The sequence below is a fragment of the Pilibacter termitis genome, from assembly GCF_900167335.1.
GTDB lineage: Bacteria > Bacillota > Bacilli > Lactobacillales > Streptococcaceae > Pilibacter > Pilibacter termitis.
Genome location: NZ_FUXI01000003.1, coordinates 92,330 through 111,393, shown reverse-complemented (window position 1 = coordinate 111,393; position 19,064 = coordinate 92,330). Strand labels below are relative to the sequence as shown.

The following is a 19,064-nucleotide window of genomic DNA, read 5'->3' as shown; positions in this document are numbered from 1 at the left end:
TAGCTATGAGGGCAGGAGTTTAGTCGTTGTTCGCAAGGCTACTTGAAACTGCATCTCCAGCAAGTAAATGCTGTGGCTCACTACGACCAACTCCTGAGCTCCCCTCTCCGCTTTTCTTTTTGTCTAGCTACGAGGGGCAGGAGTTGGGGCGTTGTTCGAAATGCTACTTGAAACTTCGTTTCCAGCAAGTAAATGCTGTGGCTCACTACGACCAACTCCTGAGCTCCCCTCTCCGCTTTTCTTTTTGTCTAGCTACGAGGGGCAGGAGTTGGGGCGTTGTTCGAAATGCTACTTGAAACTTCGTTTCCAGCAAGTAAATGCTGTGGCTCACTACGAGCAACTCCTGAGTTGCCCCTCTCTGCTTTTCTTTTTACAGCTACAACGTGCTGTGATTTAGTTTGGTAGAATTTCTGTTATTGCGTAGCGAGAAATTTCAAGTTTTACACCACCTCCAATGTCTACAAAGACAAAGTCTTTTTGAATACTTGCGACAAAGCCAATCAAACCACCGCTAAACATAATTCTTTGACCAATCGCCAAATTTTTATGAAGTGCTGCGATTTCTTTTTGACGTGCCTTGAGTCGTTTCATGCTAACCAAGCTATAAAGCGTAATCGTCAGCAAAACCAAAATGAGTAAAGCGATCGCACTGTTTAAAATCAGCTCAATTTTCATATTAAATACCCTCGCTTTCGTCATCCTCTTCTTCCGCTGCAACGCTCAGTTTTTGTGTTACAAGTCCATCTCGACCAGCAGACAAAATCATTTTTTCCACTTCATCTGACGGCAATTTCATCATGCGACAGCCACAAAATTCAAGCAACATCGGAAGATTTGTCCCTGCGTAAACATACGCATTTTCACACTCAAACGTCTCAAGCATTGCCACATTAAAAGGAGTTCCTCCTTTTAAATCTGTAAAAATAAAAACTTCATTCTCACCTCCATTTGAAAGTGCTTGGATTTTTTGGGCAACATTTTCTTTGAACGCATCCATGCTCATATTTTCCTCAAACAGCTGGACTTCAAAGTTTTCCTGTTCTCCTGCAATCATTGCAAGTGCCGAATATAGCCCACCTGCAAATTGTGCATGCCCTGTAAGTAATGCAGAAAGCATAACCTTCTCTCCCTTCTACAAATGTATTTGTTGTATTTCTATATGCCTAGTATAATCTCTTTCACGCTGGAAATGTTTTCAAAATAATAGCTTTTTCGCTGGAAATGTTTTCAAAATAACTAGCAAAAATTAAGAAAATAGTTTATCATAAAATTAGTTCAATACAATTTCAAATTGGCTAAGATAGCATAAGTTCTAGGGTTTGGTAAAAAAATGGAAAAAATTTTTCTCTCATGAAAACTTAAAATTTTTTCATCTTTCATCTAAAAACAGGCTATCTCTTACTATTAGGAGGCGTTCATATGGATACTACTTCTTTGAGTGAAACAGAACAATATTTGTGGGATTGGCTACAACAAAATACAGACAGAGTCTCAAAACTCTCCATTGTACAAATTTCAGAAGAAACACACGTCAGCAATTCAACAATTACTCGCACTGTCAAAAAAATGGGCTATGACGGATTTTCAGAATATCGACAGCTCTTAAAAATGGAAAAACGAGACTTGGTCAACAATGGCTTTTCTCAAGAAATCAATGAAGCTATTTTCAAAAATGAAAATGAACTTCGACGAACAATCAATTCTCTTTCTGCGAGCGATCTGGAAAAATGTGTCTCACTCATTGATCAGGCGGAGAAAATTTCGATTTTTTCTACTGGTTTAAGCTCATTTGTCGGCATGGAAATGAAGAATAAATTGCAGTTACTCGGTAAAAATTGCAGACGTGAAGATGATCCGTCCTATATTTCCTACTATGGAAAAAAATCGTGCAAAGATGAATTAATCATTCTCTTTTCACTCAGCGGAAAAACGCCTGAACTTGTACAAGCTGCACAAGATGCGAGAAAAAATGGAGCAATTGTCATGTCCTTTACTGCGACTGTTCCTAGCCCAATCGCCAAACTCTCGCACGTCTGCATTCCTGTTTACAAATCAAAAATGACTATTTTCGACCACGAAATAGATGTCGCCAGCAGACTGCCACTAAACATTATCGCACGCATTTTAGCCGACGCTTACGCAATCTATGTAAATAAAAAAGGATAGGGGTACCTCTAAATTTTTAAAATCTAAACGTTATTTCGTGAAATTATTTTCCATTTGTAGCATAATAAAGGAAGAAAGAAATTTCTTTGAAACGAGATGTTTCTAAAAAAATCAATAAAAAAAAGCGAAGAATGGCGGGTTTAAGTCTCTAACAGCGATCTATATTGTGAGCCGTTGCCAGACTTCAGCACCATGGAGCTAGACAAAAAAAGGAGAATATTATGGCAAAAAAAGGATTTACTTCAGGATTATTAACAGGTATCGCTGCAACACTCGGACTTGTCGCAGCAGGAATTACAATGGTGAAAAAAACGGTGATTGACCCGATTGACGAAAAAGAAAGACAAATCGAAGAAAACCGTAAAAAAGCACAACGCAAACGCATTGCAAAATAATCAAAAAAAGCACTCGGAGATCAATTTTCCCTGTGCTTTTTTCGTTTATTATACGGTCCGTGATATTCTTCATCAAGATTTCTCTTGAGCGAAAAAGTAAGCGGCACATAATCAATACCACCTTTAGCAAAAGGGTGACAACGCAAAATACGTGCAACCCCCATTAAACCTCCCTTAAATGCTCCATGCGTGCGTATTGCATCTATCATATAGTTGGAACAAGTAGGATGAAAGCGACAACTCGGCGGAAGAATAGGCGAAAGAAAACGCTGATAACCACGCACTAAAAACAACAAAATTTTTGACATAAGGCTTACCTCTAAAAAAACAAGAACCTCGATAAAAAGGTTCCTGTTAATAAAATTACATTTGTTTGTTGTAAAATTCTACGATCAACGCTTCGTTAATTTCTTGGTTGATTTCATCACGCTCTGGAAGGCGAGTAAGACTTCCTTCTAATTTTTCTGCATCAAAAGATACAAAAGATGGACGTGAAACGATAGATTCAACCGCTTCTTTGATTACTGAAACGTTTTGAGATTTTTCACGAACAGAAATTACTTGACCTACTTCTACTGAGTAGCTAGGAATATCTACGCGTTTTCCGTTTACCAAAACATGACCATGGTTTACCAATTGACGAGCTTGGCGACGAGTTGTAGCCAAACCAAGGCGGTAAACAACGTTATCCAAACGACGTTCCAAAAGAGTCATGAAGTTGTAACCAAGCGTTCCCTCTTTGATTTTAGATGCTTTTACGAACAAGTTACGGAATTGACGTTCGTTCATTCCATAAGTGTGACGTAATTTTTGTTTTTCAGCCAATTGCAATCCGTATTCAGATAGTTTTGTACGGCTGTTTGGTCCATGTTGACCCGGTACGTAAGGGCGACGAGCCAATTCTTTTCCTGTACCTGACAATGAGATACCTAAACGACGTGATAATTTCCAAGATGGTCCAGTGTAACGAGACATTTGTAGTCCTCCAATAATAAAATATTTTTTGGAGTAAAATAATCATGAAAATACCTATTTCGTGCAGTTCCTCTCCAAGTTTCACCTTTGCAGCCGCGGTTACTACTTTACGATTGTGAGCAACTGTTGACGAGAACATTCATTTTCTGCTGCGTTATTTTACACGATTACTATTATAGCATTTTTTTTGGGGGAGTTCAAGGGAAAGTTTTCCTTGTGTGTGTCTAAATTTTGGTTAAAAGTGTTTTTCTCAATAATATCGGGATTTAAGAGGGCTAAAAAATAGAAAAAAATCAAAGAAAAGTTCACGATTTTGCAAAACTTTCCCTTGATTTTTATAATTTACTGTTATAAAATAATCCAAGTTGAGTTAAGCACTGCTATTGCTTTGCTCAATAGAGGGGCAGGTGTGAACTACTTGCTCCTTTATTTATATAGACTATTTTAACAAACTTCCTATGTGAAATCAAGATTTTTTATAAAAAAAAGTTATATTTTTTGCCTTAAAACCAATATTTTAACCGATTTCACACTTTTTTCCACCACTGCAAAGAACTCTTGGGAAGGGCTACTTCACTTTCACCTCGATACAAATAGTCTGCTGCGGATGCTGACATCTCTTGGTATTTTTCATATTCTTCTCGCCATGAACCACAGAACAAATCTCTCAATGTTCCCTCTGCTTTATCTATAATCATTTTCGCCATGGTGGTCGCACCCTCTACTGACCAGTACATTCCTCTATTTTTCATACGACTAGCGATTTTTGCGTGCAAACTCTCCATAATCCCGATTCCATCATGCGTAAACCCTCTCATGTGAGCTGGCTTGGTGTATTGGAAATTATTCAATAGTTTCCTACTGAATTTCGCAAAGTTTTCTTGTTTTGTTTCATCTCCAATTAAACTTTCTAGCGTATCTAAAAAAAGCTGACATTCTTTTTTGGAATGTTTTTCGATTGCTTTCATGATGCTTTCAATTAATGGCTCTCTTATTTCTATTGGAAAAATGGCAAACTCTTGCTTAATTCTCTCAACCAAATGAAATTCGTCCCAAAAATGCTCATGGCGACATCCAAAGGCTTTCGCCATTTCACTAAACGTCTCAAACATATAACCTTTTCCCATGTCGCTATTTGTAATCATCAACGTGTTTTCTGTGATTTGATAATGATTGTATAGGTAGTCAAGCACTTTTTCACGTGCGGTTTTGTTTTTTGCTTCTAAAATTTCATGCTTTTCAACTAATTTTTTGCGTTCACCATACTCTTTTTCAACTCCCTCGTGAACCACGAAATGAGATAAATCCGTTCTTTTTGTTTCGGTGTTAGGGGTATTTACTTGCACTCCGTCCCCCTCAACATAAATCTTCTCAACTTCCTTTTTCCCTGAATTTTCTTGCTCCTTGAAATAGCGATACTCCTGCTGTTCTTCATAACGTTGAGTAGCCAACTTTCTCGACTTTAAAACCGTATCTTTCGTAACAAAAACATTTTTTAGGACTTCAAACAGATTAGCGGCTTTTCTGTACGCTACCTCCGTAGCCAAATTGTTCAGCTCAAATAAAAGTTCTGTTGAAAAGCGTTCATACGGCTCTAGTCCCAACCATTCATCAACAGGATATCTATTGACTCCATTTTTACGGTAACATCTTCTCGAGAATGTTACTTCCCCAAACGAAAAAATAACAGTTCTCATGGCAGTTTTAATCAATTGCCAACCTGCTGCTCTTAATTCCATGCCTTTTTTCTGGTCTACTTTTTTCAATTTTTCTTTAAAGTTTTCAACAAATTTTGCTTGAAATTCTTTTTTCGCTTCTTGTTCGTTAAATGAAGTCTGCATAAATCTATCCTTTCTTGTTTGTATAGACCAATTATAACAAAAGATAAACATATATGTCTTTTATTTTCTCTACAAATTAAAAAAGCTCGCATTTAAGAGCTTTTTCTCATCTATTTTGCTTTTCCTTTGTCGTGTTCTTTGTCAGTTGAAAAGGAATTAAAATTAGTTTCTTGTTTTGCTACTTCCACACGTTGTTCAAAAGCGTTTTTGGGTTTCTTGCTTTCAATTGCTTTAATCTGAACTAAAAAGTGAAAGATAGCCTTGATTGTATCTTCATATTTAATTTGACTAGCATTTGGATTTTTCGTTTGATAATTCTTCCAAGAAAGTTGTCGCTCTTGGCTTACGATTAATTTTCTCAACATATCTTCAACAATTATATTAGGAGCTTCATTCAAAAGCGTATCGTAAAAACTCTTTCCTAAGTCTTTATAATTTAGACTTATTCCTAGTTGCGAAAACATGAATAAGTCGTAATAATCCTTATCTCGATTGTTTCTTTCTCCCTTTTTTAAAGTAGCGACTAATTTATCCGCTACAATTTGTTCAAGAGGAAAACTCAAAAGTCGATAAGTTGTACCATCTAATTTCTCAAATTCTCTTACAGTGGCTTCAGGATGAATAATATTGTTTGTGGATAAATCAATTGCTAAGTTGTCAATGTTCATACGTCCAAATTTAGCACGAAACAATACTTTCAATCCTTCTTCTCCATGCTGAGCATACATATCTTTAAGTTGAAAAATAACACCATTTGGCGAACTATTTTGCAGTAATTCCTCAAAATAAGTTTTAATCGCTTGTTTACTCATTTCAAATGATTGAAACATCATATCTAAATCTTGAGTTGCTCGATGTTTTTCCCCTATTATTTTTTCGATTAGAAAACCACCCTTTAATACAATCTTATCGCTTAATTTACTAAAAGCCATCATAGATAAAAGTTCCTCAAGAAAAAATCTTTGCTGAATAACTTGAGGATTGACCCCGTTTTCTTTTGCTTTTTGTCGAGCAATTTGTAACAACTCATGCTGCTGCATCTTTTTCCACCTCTAAAATAAAGTCATACAACGCTTTCCCTATTCTGAATTTCTCACCATACTCAACTAACTTTTTCATATCTATCTTGTATTCCCTATTGGAAAAAATTCTTAATACTGCTACTTCTTTCGTTTCCTTGTCATATCCATAACGTGGATTCCAAATATCAACAAGTGTACGTTCGATGTTGTAAATCGAAATCATTTCTCCACCGTACAACTGGTATGTTTCCTTGCCTAAGTCAAAGAAAATATCTGTTGAAAAATGAGGTCGAATAAAATTTTTCTTAAAAGATTGATTATGATACCCACGTTTAAACGTCAAATCATATTCAAAATTGTATTCATCATTTAAACCATAAATACTTAATGCTGTTTTTCTTGAGAAAATTCCTTGTGGATATTTTTGTTGAACAAGGTAAAACTCATTTACTCCGAGTTGGGCATCAGAATATACCCCATTCCCCTCTTGGAATAGTAATCCTTTTTCAACATAGCGTTTCAATGTCTGAGAATGAATCCCAAATTCTTTTGCCACAGATGTTTTTAAAACACCAAAATTGTCTGCTAATAACTTTTGAATGGTTACCATACTATCACTCCTTTGTGTATATTGTACTACACTAAAAATTGAAAATCAATTCTTCAATCACAAGATTTCATGATTCGTGACAACTCCCCTATACTAACAGGTCGCATTTTTGTACTTTCTAAATTCACATTCAGTTGCGGTGTTCTATTTTGAGAATAAGTCAAAATCATTGTTGTGTGGGTATGCCCATGGATAAGAGGCATTCCTTCGTCACGCAAACGATATTTTGAATAGGCATCTTTATTCGTTGCAGGATTTCCATTTGAAAATAATAAATCCGTTGTGTCATACGGATAGTGAGATAAAAGAAACCCTGTACCATCGTATGAAATTTTGACAAACTCCGATACGGTTTCAAATACTTTTTGAAAATCTTGTTTGTATTTCCTGCCATTCGAGTTATTAACTGCACACCTATCATGATTTCCTGCAATTAAATGTTTATGCCCTGGAATTTCATTAACGAGCATCAAATTTTCTTGCCAGCCTTTTAAATTTGCATTAAACACCACGTCTCCTAAGCAGAAAACAATATCATCTTCTGCAATCATCTTCTGACACTTTTGAATAAATGCTGTATCATGCAACTCTGGGCTATCAAATCCTCGTAATTTTGATACGAGTTGATGTTGGAAATGCCAATCACTTGTCAGCCAAATCGTCATAGTGTCCCTCCTCACTTCGTGCAATAATTTTTATTATACCACTATCCCAACCGTTGCCTGTCATCTTTCTCCAATTTCTTCACACCTGCCTCAATGTCATGGAACGCATTAACTGCTGCGGCTGTTTCTTTTACTGCCTCTTTTAAAATCTCTCGACTTACCTTTGCTTGTTTCAATTCTTCAAATAATTGGTTTTGTGTCACGTCTTCAGGCAAGCGAAGGTTTTCTTTGAACGTGTTCAACTCCTCCTGCTCTACTTCACTTATTTCCGACATCAAAAGTAATTTTGTGACTTGCGTATATTCCAAAATTTTGGAATCCAACTCTTTTAATTTTCCTTCCGCTTCCTCAAAAGATGCCAACAATTTCTTTTCTAAATTCTGCAATTGCGTGCCGTCTGTTACGTCATGACTTGCGAGAAAATTGAGTGCGGAAACTAAATCGTTCATGGTCGAAATGACAGGTTCTTTTTTGAGTGGGACGGTGCCGTTGTATAGGCTTAGTTGTTTCATCAATGTGTAGCCGTCCATATTTTTACTTTCGCCTGCATTCTTTTCGTCCATAAAATAAAATCGGTCATCCTTTTTGAGATACAATAAATAATTTCCGTTTTCGAGCTTATCTACTTTGTACGCTCCAATGAAAATTTGTCCGTGACGTTCCACACCAAAGTCTACATTCAAATGAATTCCTTTTTCTGTGGTATAGTCCACTTGCCACGGTTCAATTTGCACTTGGTAGTCAAAATCGTTTTTGGCTGCATTTACTTTTTCCTCATATTGATTCACAACATCTTCAACAGAGAAATGCACGGTATTTTCGAGGAATTGCTTTTGTATTGCTGGTAAATTATAACGACATTCCTCCGCAGAAATTCCTTTTCTTTTATCCAGTTGACGACTTCGTGTATTTTTGATTTGCGGTTCATCTAAAAGTAAAAACTTCGCCCACTTCCCTGAAAAATCACAATGCAAATTCAACGCTTCTGCTTTTTCTAAAAAATCTTTCACGTCATGAGAATGGGAAAGAAGAAAATCCAATCGTTGTTTGATTTTGCTTTTGAAAATAGATTCCGTTTGCCATTTCGTATATTTGAGATGAGAATTTTTTGGATTCTTTTGAATGATTTTCGCTCCAGCTTTTCGAGAAATTTTATCTGATACTTTTTCAAATTGATACTTCGAGAAATCTAAATACTCTTTGTTCTTTTTCTTAACAACTTTCCACGGAAAGGCTTTGCCTGTCTTACTATTTGTTGAGTTCATTACAATGTGATTATGAATATGTTCTTTGTCTACGTGAGTCGCAATCACAAATTCATACTCTCCGCCTGTAAATTCTAACATGGTTTTCCTGCCTATCTCATGAATTTGTTCTGGAGTCAAGTTGTCTTCAGGCGAAAAACTTTGAATGAGATGATGAGCTAAAACTGCTTTTCCCTTGCCAGTCGTTTTTTCTAAAGCTGAACGTTCAAATTCCATTTCATTGGTCTTTGGATTGTAGACCAAGTCTGTTCCTTTCATTCGTGCGTGTAACTCTTTTGTTTTCAAAAATTCATCACTCGCTTGATATACGTCATGGATAAGGTGTCCTGAAACTAACTGCATACTAATCGTCTTATCGAGATTGGTTACATACGGAAATAAATTATGAAAATGTGTTTCCCTTTCTCGGACAGTTGTCTTTTTCGCATTCTCAACATAATCTTTTGACTGATGTAGTTTGTTCATGTAATGAATATTGAAATGTTTGGTGTAAACCATTATCTTCTTCTCCGTTCCGTTTTAATTTCTTGATTGAATCTTTCTCGAATCATCTGTTCTACTTCTTCAAGTTGCAGTCGCAATTTCAAAATATCTTCTTCTGCAATTTCTTCAAACTGATGTGCCAACTTTGCCATTTGATTGATGTTGTTTCCGATTCGATTGACTTCATAATTGAGTGTTTCTAACTCTGAATAATTGATGAATTTCACTTCACCAGTGAGCAACATAATGCGTGCGAAGTTTTGAAAATTTTTGTAGGGACTCTCTTTTATTTTTTTATTGATATACATAATTTCTTCTGGAGAAAATCGAATTTTTTTCTGAAGCGGTCTCTTTCTTTTTTCTGGATTTTGCATTTTATACCTCCTCAATTTTTTGAAAAAAATTGGCAGGGGAAACCGAGCTTTTCCCCTGCACCCCTTTTGAGAAGGACATCCTTCTCTGCCCCCAAAAGGGGTCATTCACTACCTGCAAGCATAGTTAATGGGTACCCACTAACGATATTTTAGAAAAAGCCGCCCAAAAAACGGACGACTCTTTCTAAATTTTTGGGGTTCCCCCAATCCCCTTTTTCTTCAACTGACCTTTTTTGACCTTTTATTTTTCTTGTGCGTTGCCAAAGAAATTTCGTTTCAACTTCTGGAAAAAATGCGAAGAAGTTTCTTCTTGTTTCACTTGCATTTTTTCTTTTTTTGCAGACAAATCTTCTGAACTTTTCGCAAGATTTTTGACTGGAACAATTGGATTGATTGTATTTTTTTCTGGCAAAAATTGTTTTGGTTTTCTTGCTTTTCGTTGCGGAGTATAAGCTAAGAGAATCTCGCTCATGACTTCTTCATACTCCTCTCTCTTTTTCATTTTCCGAAGTTGTTTTGCGGTTTCTTTGTAGGGCGTGAGGTCAAATTCTATCTCTTGTTCTTCTACCTCTCGAATCAATGTATCAATTCTTTTTAAGAGTTGCCCTTTGCTCATATCCATTCTCTTAGGGTGGACTCTTGGTGTTTGGGCAGTTGGGTCAATGAGTAAAAATTGGGCGATTGTAAATTGAAATTCTTCGTTACTAATGGTCATCTTCTGTTCCTTCTTTCTGATTGTTTTTCGCTTGTGTTGACCGCAAACGACTTGTCAAAGACTCTGTTGCGGTCGTTACTTCTTTGGGGTAGCGTTCAAAGTTTTCTCTTTCGTTGCGGTTGTTTTTTGTTTCGTTTCTTTTGTCTCACGAGCCACTTTTAAACGTTCCTCAAATTTATTTTCTGGCACGGTAATGCCATACACTTTGTTTAACGTGCTGTCTAATTTGTTGATGATTTCTTGTGCTTGCTTGGTAATAGTTTCCAAACTTGCGGTAAAGTCTTCGACCTTTTTTCCGTTTTCCGTCCAACTGGAAAGATAGCCAAAGGAATAGCCACTTGAGTCAATGCCTAAGTGATTGGCGACAATGTAAGCAACACTTTCTGCCTCAAATTCATGTTGACTGTACGTTTCTGAACCAAAACTTGCTTGTGAGTCAGCGTGTAATAGAGCGTGCGTGATTTCATGAATGGTCGTCTTGATCGTCATCTCTTGTCCTAATCCTTTTTGAATAACGATTCTGTTCTCGCTTGGGCGATAGAAACCATTGGCAGCTCTTTCTATTTCTTCAATGGCAATCGGAGCTGGAGAAATAGCTTGCAAGCTCTCGAATATTTTCGCAAAACGTTTGGGGTCTTCCAAGTTTTCTTCTAAAGCATACACTGGTTTGGGAATCGGAGTTCCTTCTGTTTGACTGGCATCAAACACTGGCGTTAAGAAGAAAATAGTTTTCCTTTTAACATTGCCGTCTTGGTCTTTGATTGGCTTTCCGTTTTTGTCTTTTTCAATTACTTGGCTTGGAGCATAAATGTAAATTGCTTTGCTTCCTTTGGTGACAGAACGACCCATTTCTTTCCATTTGTTGAACCCTGCCACTTGCGTTGCCTGTGGCATTTGACCAAGAATCAAACGGATATTGTTCGATGAATATTTATGGAAGTGAGCAACAAAATCCAAATAATTTTTAAACATATCACTCTTGAGATACTCGCCAATTCCCTCTTTCAAATGAGCAGAGAGAGCTTTGTAGTCTTTTTGTTTGATGATTTCTTTTAGGGCAGTATCAACTTTTGGTGCCGTCTTTTCTTTCGTTTTTTCCAAATGTGCATCATACATTTTTTCAAAGAGTTCAATTGCTTTTGGATTGTATCTTGCTTGGACTTCTGGAGATGAAGTTTGTTGTTGATACGGGTCAATGCCGTCTTCGTAAAAGAACTCATTGTACGCTTTGATGAATGTTTGAATGTTTTCTTCGCCTTCTTTTGACGGTGCATAAAAATATTTCTTCTCCCAAACATCATCAACAAAACAATGAAACGCTCGGTTCAAATCATACTTTCCGTCAGCAGTTTTGAAGTCTTCCCACTTTGTTCCAAGTTCTCCATTGGCACGCTGTTGAAAAATTTCTGTGGCGATTTTCTCGAAGTCAATAGGTGGCGTTTCTTTTGTAACGGTGTTTTTTAGCTCATCAACAATTGCAGTTAGAGTAGGATAAAGATGATTTTCTATTCTAATAAAAGGAATAGATAACTTTCCCCCTCCATCTCTTACTTTTTTCAGCTCTTGCGTATATTCCAATGAGTATTCAGGAATATTGCTAGGATAATCTTGTCCTTCGTTCCAAAGTTGAATGATAATATTTTGACTATCTTCGTCAATATCAAACGTTATATCATATTGCTCATACGTGTGATTATAACCTGAAACGTCAACTCTCAATTGTGCTGGTTGTTGTCGTTTTTCCATTTTATTTTCCTCGCTTTCTGTCAGAGGAAGGGTTTCAAGTGTTTTCGTTTGTGTTACGATTTTTTCTCGCACGATTGCTTGATTGTACTCGTCATATTCTTTTTGGAGCATAGACACAAATTCTTCTGCGTTGAGTTGTTTTTCCTCCCTAAGTGCGAAAATACGCTCCACTTCATGAAAGAGTTTCGCATCTAATACAGTGCCTAAGGGCAAGTTCGGAGCCTCGCCCATGTCTTCTTGAATAACGAAAACATTTGCTTTGGCGAGTTCAAACTCGTCATCATATCCTGACGTTCTAATTTGCATTTCGTCATGCACAAATTGTTTCACTTCTGCCAGACTGCTGAATCGTCTAGCTTGGGTAATATCATTGCTTGAATTGGTTGTGATGATGTTGGCACTTTTAATATAAGTCTCTGCAGCTTTGTCTTTCAAAATAAATTGCATTTTGTATTCCTCCTCGATTTTTGTTAATGGATTGAAAAGAGTTTCTTGATAAAATTCTTGTGTTGCATTTTTCGTTTGCGTTTCCTTGTGATTCTCATGCGTGTTCTCCTGTTCTTACTTTTTCCTCTGCCAAAAACTGTGGCTTTTGTTCTTTTTCTATGAACTCTATCAAGTTTGATAGCAGTTGTTCTGCCGTCCAGTCTGTTGTTTTCATTTGTTTGTCCTTTCATTAAAAAAAGCAACTTGACGTTGCTTTTAGCGTTTGTTGAATATTCTTTTGATAAGCGACCGCTCTTGTAACTCAGCGTTTTCCCTTCTAAGTTTTTTCGAGCTATTTTCAGCTTGTTCTTTGAGAAATTGTAACTGTTGATTTTCAAGATGTAAGTGTTTATTTTTTTGGAGAATACCTTCTTTTTCTTTGAGAAGTTCCTCTTTCTCTTTAAGAATATCCTCATACGTTCCATTTTCTCGTTGATAGGATTCTAATTTCTTTTTCTCGCTCTCCAATTCTTCGGTTTGTTTTTGTTGTTGTGCTAAAAGAGTCTCTAATGTTCTTTGTTTCTGTAAAATTTCTTCTAGCTCTTTGCATTGCCACTCGTAACGCCTCAATTTCTGCCCTTCTGTATAAGTTACTAACATAGACTTGTACCACCTCCTTTTTCCAAAAAAGTAGAATTTTCTACTTTTCTACTTTTCTACTTTTCTACTTTTCTACTTTTCTACTTTTCTACTTTTCTACTTTTCTACTTTTCTACTTTTCTACTTTTCTACTTTTCTACTTTTGAGCTTAATCTTAGAAATCCCCTTGTCAAGCAACATCTTGTAGAATCCCATGGTCAACTATATTGTCTGGTGTGACATTATCCATGAACCGCTCATAATCATCTCGGTAGCGTTTGTAGTAATACCAGTTGGCATCATTTGGACTATTGGCGAGTTGTGAGCTGTTCGGGTGGTCTTTGACCGTGTATTTCTTGTCTTTGAAAACGTGTTGACCTGAGATGAATAATAGAGCATCTCCGTTATTCAGTCGTCCGATTTCGTCTGGAGTCAACAAATCACGTGCTTGTTTTTGTCGGTTCTCACTGCCACCATTACGCCCTCTTGAAATCGAGTGATTACGTATTGCAATTGTCTGTTTTCCTGCTCGTTGACTGAGGTAACTGGTTGTTTCCTTTTCATCTCCGCCAAGAAATAGGAAACTGTCACACGTGTTTAGAATCGTTGCCCAACCGTTTCGATACATCGTTTTAATCTGGTCAAGGGCTTGTAACACAATCACAATACTCATTTCACGACTGCGGAAGGTTGCAAGTGCCTTGTCGATATTCGGCAGTTTGCCGATATTCGCAAATTCATCAATCAAGAATCGCACGTGCAAGAGTTGTTCTTTCAATTTCCGCACACCTGTCAACACTTCGTCTGCTTTCTTACGCAAGACTTCCATCGTGGTTGCCATGAAAATAGCAGCCAAGAAGTTGTACGCTGCCGTGGTTTCTGGAATCGCAATGAATACTGCAGTCTTTTCTTCGTTCCATTTATCGATTTCCATTGTATCGACTTTGACCATATCCACTACTTGTTCATGATCGAATACCGCATAACGACCTACCGCAATGGATACCACACTCGCTCGAGTTTCTGCCTTATAGTTGTTGTTGAATAGACACCACTGTTTATAGGCGTAATTATTTGGACGGTGTCGGTTCTGTTCCTCAAACCAGAGTTCAACAGGGCTTGGGACTTTCGGGTCTTTTCGTTCCGTAAATCGCAACATATCAGCAATCATGGAAAGATTCGGTGTGTAATCATTGTCAATGCCGTCAAACCAAAGAAAAGCGATAAATGACCGAATCAAAAGTGCTTCTGCGACTTGCCAAAAATCTTCGCCTTGGTTTTCGCTTTTTTTCGTTCCTTCCGTAATCGCCTCAAGCACTCGGTCAACGTCTAATTCTGTTTTGATATAGTTAAATACATTGAATCCGTCACTATTAGATAGAGTATTGAGGTCAAAGACTTTCACTTTGTAGCCGTTGTCTTCTAACATTTTCCCTGTTTCACGCACTAACAATCCTTTTGGGTCAGTAACGACAAAACTTGCATTCATTTGCATAATATTGGGTTTGATGAACGTATAAGTTTTCCCTGTTCCTGGGCCTCCGACTACACATACATTTTTATTTTTCTGGGCATGGAAACTCAACCGATGACTAAACAAGCCCATTCGTGCGTGTTGAGTGAAAATCAAGTTATTTTCAAAGATTGGGTCTTGAAACATCTCCAATTCTTCTTTTGTGGCGAAACGTGCGGAGCCGTGTTCTTCATTCGGACGATACACTCCTGAATCATTATTATAAGCATACGCCAACAACCCACTCAAAAAGCCAAGCACCCCTCCAATAAGTGCAAATAATGTAGGAGCATAAAAGAAATAGAAAAAGTTGTTGAGTACATAATCAAGGAACTTCTCGCTAAAAAGAAACAGTTCTTTCCCATATACGTCATAGCCTGGAATGTGGTAAAGAAGATTCCCACACCAAACGCCTACAACGAAAAGAAAGCAAGCCAATTTTAGATAGGTTTTAAAATTCTTTTTATAAATTTGCATCCCTTACCTCACTTTCCGAGGAATAGAACGAGCAAGTGATTTTCCTCTGTTTGTTGTTTGATAATGTTGTTTGCGAGCATAGGCTACTTTTTCATCAAACGTCATTGCCTCTGGTTTCCTCAAAACCCTTTTCGCAAAGGCTTGAGGATTGGAAAAGAGGTCTTTCAGCACATTTTCCACCGCACGGTTGGCAAGAGCTTCATCTTTCACTCGAAAGAAAAAGTTTGTCCCTTCGCTTGTTTTCTTAAAAGCAAACGGCAAACCTTGTTCCTCTAAATAACTCTTTAAATGCTCCAAATTCACTTTTTGGTCGAGATATTGACTCGTCACAGGGTCTTGTCGATTCAATAATGTATAGAGATTGGTTTCTCCTTGAAGTTCTTGGTGCTTTTCGATAAGCAGTTTCACTTTATCTGTGCTTAAATTCCCCAACATTTGTAAGACGATTCTTAGCGTTGTTTCGCCTAAGCGTTGAAATTTATGAATGGTTTCTTTCTGTTCCATTTCTGCCTCCTTTTGAAAGTAGAAAAGTAGAATTTTCTCTTTTTCTACTTTTTTCTTAAATGCAAAAAAGACAGGGAACAATTCCTGTCTTTTGCTTGAATGATTCGCTTTAGATAGAACGCCCTTTGTTTAAGCCATGGTCTATCGAAAACGATTGATTTTTTCTGTCTTGTTCTGCCTGCTGCACACGTTCTTCAAATTTATTCTGAGGTTCCTTTGGGCTTGAGTGTTGTTGAGTCAATTCCAATCTTTCTTCAGGAGTCAGTTTGTTGGGTGTAAGTCCTGAAGGCAACAATTCAAATGAATGTTCATATAAAAATTCAAGGTATTCTTCTTTTTGCCCTGTTTCGTAATACTGAATTAAAGCGGTGAAAAATTCATTTCGTCCTGTCACTTCCATTGCGAACAATCCCACTCCTTGTTGAATTAAGTAGTGATTGGCAATCATGGAGGCGGTTCGTTTGTTTCCGTCATTAAACCACTGAGATTTTGCGACCTCTGAAAAATAAGATAAGCCTCTTTCGACTGGGTCTTTGATTGCATCTAACTCTCCGATTTTGGCAAGAATGTTCTCCACCTCAGGCATAGGTGGGCGATAACTTGTTCCACTTATATTTACGTTGTAACTTCGGATAGAACCAGCAGAGTGAATCAGTCCACCCTCTCCCAATATTTTGTTGTATTGGCTGATGACTTGCCATGAAATAGGAGAATTTAAATGGTCAAACAAAAATTCCCATGCACGTTTTAAATTATTTACCACAAGGGCATCGTCAAAAGCAAGAGAACCTGGTACTTTCCCATTTAATACTTCCATTGTTTCAGGAAAGGTAATTCCTGAGGAGATTTCGATATTCGCATTTTTCCAAATCGTATCCACCAATAAACGTTTGGCAGAAAAGACCGCCAGCTCTCTATCTACTTTTTCATAGGCAAACATATTTCCACCTTCATTTCTCGTTATTTTTTCTAAACCCTTGTTCCCATTTTATCATAAAAGGAAGATTCGGGAGGACTCCTTTGTGTAATTATAGAGATTTCCCTCTATACATATCTCTTTCATAACTTGTCTCTCTCAAATGACGATTCAACTCTCCTGCAAATTCCATTTTTTCAAGGAATGCCTGATAATTGTCTTGAGAGGCTCCAAATACATCTAATAATCTTTCTTTCTCGCCCTTTCGATAGTCATTTAATCCTTGATAGTAATATTGGCGATAGTCGTTATTTAAGATAAAAGGCATGACATTATTTCTCAAGCACTCTTTGAACATCAACAAACGACCTATACGACCATTTCCATCTGCAAAGGGATGAATCTTTTCAAATTGCACATGAAAATCAACGATTTCCTCTAAAGTCAAAATATAATCTTCGCTATTTTTTTCGTAGTCTCGCAATAAGTTACCTAATTCAAATTCAACTTCTGAAGGTTTCGTTGTTTCCACTTCTTGCGTGGCACTGCTAATAACATTTTGATATTTCTTAAACTCGCCAACTGGACGTGCTGGACTGTCCTCATCACTTGTGAATCGTTTTAAAATCTTGTGTAGTTCTTTTAAATAGTCGAATGTAAGAGGTTCTTCTACCGTGTCTAAAATAGAATCAAACGCCCGAAAATGATTGACAGCTTCCACCACATCGTCCAATTTTATGAGTTCGTCAGCTTTTGGTAAAAACTGTTTCGTTTCAAATAATTGTTCTGTTTGTTCTTGAGAAAGTCTTGAACCTTCTATCTTGTTGGAGTTGTAAGACATCTCAATTTGTGTTACATAATAAATTGAACGAACTTTTCCAGCTCTTTCTTCTTGCATACGTGTAATCAAGTCCATGTCGCACCTCCTCGATTTCGTTTTCTAAACCCTTGTTCCCATTTTATCACAAAAGGAAGATTCGAGAGGATTCCTTCACTTCTCTCATGCTCTCTTTTTCATCCGTGCCACAAAATCAATCGGTTCTTTTCGCTTTTCTACGTTTTCAATGACTTGATTGTGTTTTGTATTAAACGTTGCCAACACTTCTTGGAAATTGTTTTTCAAGCCTGCGTTGATTGTTTTCTGGCGGAGTTGCAGCTCGTCTGTTTTGCCTTGCAAGATACGCTTTAACTGCTCGGTTTGACGTTGATATTCCGCTGCGATTTTTTCTTCTAATTTTGCTTGGTAATCAACTTGAATCGTTTCGAGTGCCTCTTTGCGTTGGATCGTAAAGTCTGCCTCGATTTGTAGAATGGTTTCTTCATGCCGCCTGTTTTCTTCTTGAATGGCTGTTTCTTTTTTCTTAACCAATTCTGCACTTTTCGTTAGGAGTGCTGCATCTTTTTCAGACTCAAAGCGTTTCGTCATATCGGCAGCGATTTGTTCACGTTTATCGAGTTGTTTGATTTCTTCTTCGATTTTCAACGTTTCTTTGGTAATGAAATCAGACAAAGCCTTGTCAAATTCAGATTTCACCATAAACAACACATCTTGCACGGCATCATCTGTCGAGAAATCAAAACTTGTTTCCGCAATGGACGATACAGGAGAATTTCGTGGAGTGTCCTCTGTTTTTTTCTCTGAAATCGGCTGAGAATCCTCCTCTCGCACAAGGGGAGGAATGGAAAGATTCGCCATTTCAGAAACTGAAGGAATGAGCTGTGTTTCTTCCACTTTCTGAGTCAGTTCCGTTTTTTCGATTGGAACGGAGGGGTGAATCGCAACAGGAATTTCTGGTGCAGGGGTAGGGATTCTTTCTTCCAATTGTTTTTTCAACGCTGCCATTTCCTCTTGTTGTGCCAAAAATTGGGCTTGCATATTCTCTAACGCAAGTTGCTCTGGTGTTGGCGAAGGAGTTTCTTCTGGCATTACTGGAATTTCTTGCAAGTTTTCTTGCCCTTTTTGTGCCAATTGTTGAAACTCGCTAGGCATGGGTGGAGTGGCGTTTGACGGCTGAACAGGTTCAACGATTGTCGCCTTTTCTAAAATCGTTTCGTCAAAGTCAATTGGTTTCTTGGTATAGAAGTCTTGTAGCAATTCATCAAAATCGGTGTCTTCGTCCATTGGGAACGTCAACTTCATGCCATACACCATTTCCTCTTTATGGTTATATTTCACCACCACCACGCTAGAGGACGTATTCAACTCCATTGCCATCGCATTTTCTTTTTCTGCCCAGTTAATCAAATCCACTGCATCACGCAGACGACTTTCTTGCACGTTGACTCCATGCAACAATTCAAATCGCTCTTGTTTTTTTGAAAAGAATCCCAT

At 37.4% G+C, this 19,064-nt stretch carries 22 protein-coding genes; 2 read left to right on the top strand and 20 right to left on the bottom strand.

Translation table 11 applies throughout. The features are described from left to right. Positions 1–80: 80 nt before the first annotated feature. The 4 genes from B5D30_RS14200 to B5D30_RS01960 form a co-directional block, all read right to left on the bottom strand. On the bottom strand, positions 81–206 hold the full coding sequence (locus tag B5D30_RS14200) for a hypothetical protein (protein ID WP_268802085.1): 126 nt from the start codon (positions 204–206) through the stop codon (positions 81–83). Continuing rightward, on the bottom strand, positions 206–331 hold the full coding sequence (locus B5D30_RS14195; RefSeq protein WP_268802085.1) for a hypothetical protein: 126 nt from the start codon (positions 329–331) through the stop codon (positions 206–208). Before B5D30_RS14195 ends, B5D30_RS14200 begins: the two co-directional genes overlap by 1 nt. A gap of 62 nt (positions 332–393) precedes the next feature. Continuing rightward, complete coding sequence (gene yajC / locus B5D30_RS01965; protein WP_159443169.1) at positions 394–675, bottom strand: preprotein translocase subunit YajC; 282 nt, start codon at positions 673–675, stop codon at positions 394–396. Between the two features lies 1 nt (position 676). Then, positions 677–1,117 carry a PTS sugar transporter subunit IIA gene (locus B5D30_RS01960; RefSeq protein WP_078806353.1) on the bottom strand — a complete coding sequence of 147 codons (441 nt, stop codon included), beginning with the start codon at positions 1,115–1,117 and terminating at the stop codon, positions 677–679. A gap of 302 nt (positions 1,118–1,419) precedes the next feature. Between B5D30_RS01960 and B5D30_RS01955 the strand changes: the two genes are divergently transcribed. Together B5D30_RS01955 and B5D30_RS01950 are read left to right on the top strand one after the other, a co-directional pair. After that, complete coding sequence (locus B5D30_RS01955; protein WP_078806352.1) at positions 1,420–2,166, top strand: MurR/RpiR family transcriptional regulator; 747 nt, start codon at positions 1,420–1,422, stop codon at positions 2,164–2,166. 221 nt (positions 2,167–2,387) lie between these two features. Further along, positions 2,388–2,561, top strand: coding sequence for a DUF3042 family protein (locus B5D30_RS01950; RefSeq protein WP_078806351.1), 174 nt, complete (start codon positions 2,388–2,390; stop codon positions 2,559–2,561). Positions 2,562–2,581: 20 nt separating this feature from the next. Here the strand turns inward: B5D30_RS01950 and yidD are convergent, their stop codons facing one another. The 16 genes from yidD to B5D30_RS01870 all read right to left on the bottom strand — a co-directional run bounded on the left by yidD (position 2,582) and on the right by B5D30_RS01870 (position 19,064). Beyond that, complete coding sequence (gene yidD / locus B5D30_RS01945) at positions 2,582–2,869, bottom strand: membrane protein insertion efficiency factor YidD (protein ID WP_078806350.1); 288 nt, start codon at positions 2,867–2,869, stop codon at positions 2,582–2,584. A 55-nt stretch (positions 2,870–2,924) separates the two neighbouring features. After that, a complete protein-coding gene (rpsD, locus tag B5D30_RS01940) occupies positions 2,925–3,536 on the bottom strand; it encodes a 30S ribosomal protein S4 (RefSeq protein ID WP_078806349.1) in 612 nt (203 codons plus the stop codon). A 527-nt stretch (positions 3,537–4,063) separates the two neighbouring features. Beyond that, positions 4,064–5,377, bottom strand: a complete 1,314-nt coding sequence (locus tag B5D30_RS01935) for an ISLre2 family transposase (protein WP_078806348.1) — start codon at positions 5,375–5,377, stop codon at positions 4,064–4,066. A gap of 110 nt (positions 5,378–5,487) precedes the next feature. Further along, complete coding sequence (locus tag B5D30_RS01930; protein ID WP_078806347.1) at positions 5,488–6,417, bottom strand: nucleotidyl transferase AbiEii/AbiGii toxin family protein; 930 nt, start codon at positions 6,415–6,417, stop codon at positions 5,488–5,490. After that, positions 6,404–7,009, bottom strand: coding sequence for a type IV toxin-antitoxin system AbiEi family antitoxin domain-containing protein (locus tag B5D30_RS01925; RefSeq protein WP_078806346.1), 606 nt, complete (start codon positions 7,007–7,009; stop codon positions 6,404–6,406). The genes B5D30_RS01930 and B5D30_RS01925 overlap by 14 nt, the downstream gene beginning before the upstream one ends. A 53-nt stretch (positions 7,010–7,062) precedes the next feature. Continuing rightward, positions 7,063–7,674 carry a metallophosphoesterase gene (locus tag B5D30_RS01920; RefSeq protein ID WP_078806345.1) on the bottom strand — a complete coding sequence of 204 codons (612 nt, stop codon included), beginning with the start codon at positions 7,672–7,674 and terminating at the stop codon, positions 7,063–7,065. A gap of 41 nt (positions 7,675–7,715) precedes the next feature. Then, entirely contained in the window at positions 7,716–9,437 is a 1,722-nt protein-coding gene (locus B5D30_RS01915; protein WP_078806344.1) for a helical hairpin domain-containing protein, read from the bottom strand. Next, complete coding sequence (locus tag B5D30_RS01910) at positions 9,437–9,796, bottom strand: plasmid mobilization protein (RefSeq protein WP_078806343.1); 360 nt, start codon at positions 9,794–9,796, stop codon at positions 9,437–9,439. Before B5D30_RS01910 ends, B5D30_RS01915 begins: the two co-directional genes overlap by 1 nt. 241 nt (positions 9,797–10,037) lie before the next feature. Beyond that, the gene (locus B5D30_RS14040) at positions 10,038–10,511 is read right to left on the bottom strand and encodes a hypothetical protein (RefSeq protein ID WP_078806342.1); all 474 of its coding nucleotides are present in this window, start codon (positions 10,509–10,511) and stop codon (positions 10,038–10,040) included. A gap of 75 nt (positions 10,512–10,586) precedes the next feature. After that, on the bottom strand, positions 10,587–12,704 hold the full coding sequence (locus B5D30_RS01900) for an ArdC-like ssDNA-binding domain-containing protein (protein WP_078806341.1): 2,118 nt from the start codon (positions 12,702–12,704) through the stop codon (positions 10,587–10,589). 255 nt (positions 12,705–12,959) lie between these two features. Then, positions 12,960–13,343 carry a hypothetical protein gene (locus tag B5D30_RS01895; RefSeq protein WP_078806340.1) on the bottom strand — a complete coding sequence of 128 codons (384 nt, stop codon included), beginning with the start codon at positions 13,341–13,343 and terminating at the stop codon, positions 12,960–12,962. Positions 13,344–13,512: 169 nt separating this feature from the next. Beyond that, positions 13,513–15,312, bottom strand: coding sequence for a VirD4-like conjugal transfer protein, CD1115 family (locus B5D30_RS01890; protein WP_078806339.1), 1,800 nt, complete (start codon positions 15,310–15,312; stop codon positions 13,513–13,515). 3 nt (positions 15,313–15,315) lie between these two features. After that, positions 15,316–15,816, bottom strand: coding sequence for a DUF3801 domain-containing protein (locus B5D30_RS01885; protein ID WP_078806338.1), 501 nt, complete (start codon positions 15,814–15,816; stop codon positions 15,316–15,318). Between the two features lie 109 nt (positions 15,817–15,925). Continuing rightward, positions 15,926–16,756 carry a Fic family protein gene (locus B5D30_RS01880; RefSeq protein ID WP_078806337.1) on the bottom strand — a complete coding sequence of 277 codons (831 nt, stop codon included), beginning with the start codon at positions 16,754–16,756 and terminating at the stop codon, positions 15,926–15,928. A gap of 88 nt (positions 16,757–16,844) precedes the next feature. Then, positions 16,845–17,648 carry a Fic family protein gene (locus B5D30_RS01875; protein WP_078806336.1) on the bottom strand — a complete coding sequence of 268 codons (804 nt, stop codon included), beginning with the start codon at positions 17,646–17,648 and terminating at the stop codon, positions 16,845–16,847. An 84-nt stretch (positions 17,649–17,732) separates the two neighbouring features. Then, a complete protein-coding gene (locus B5D30_RS01870; RefSeq protein WP_078806335.1) occupies positions 17,733–19,064 on the bottom strand; it encodes a hypothetical protein in 1,332 nt (443 codons plus the stop codon).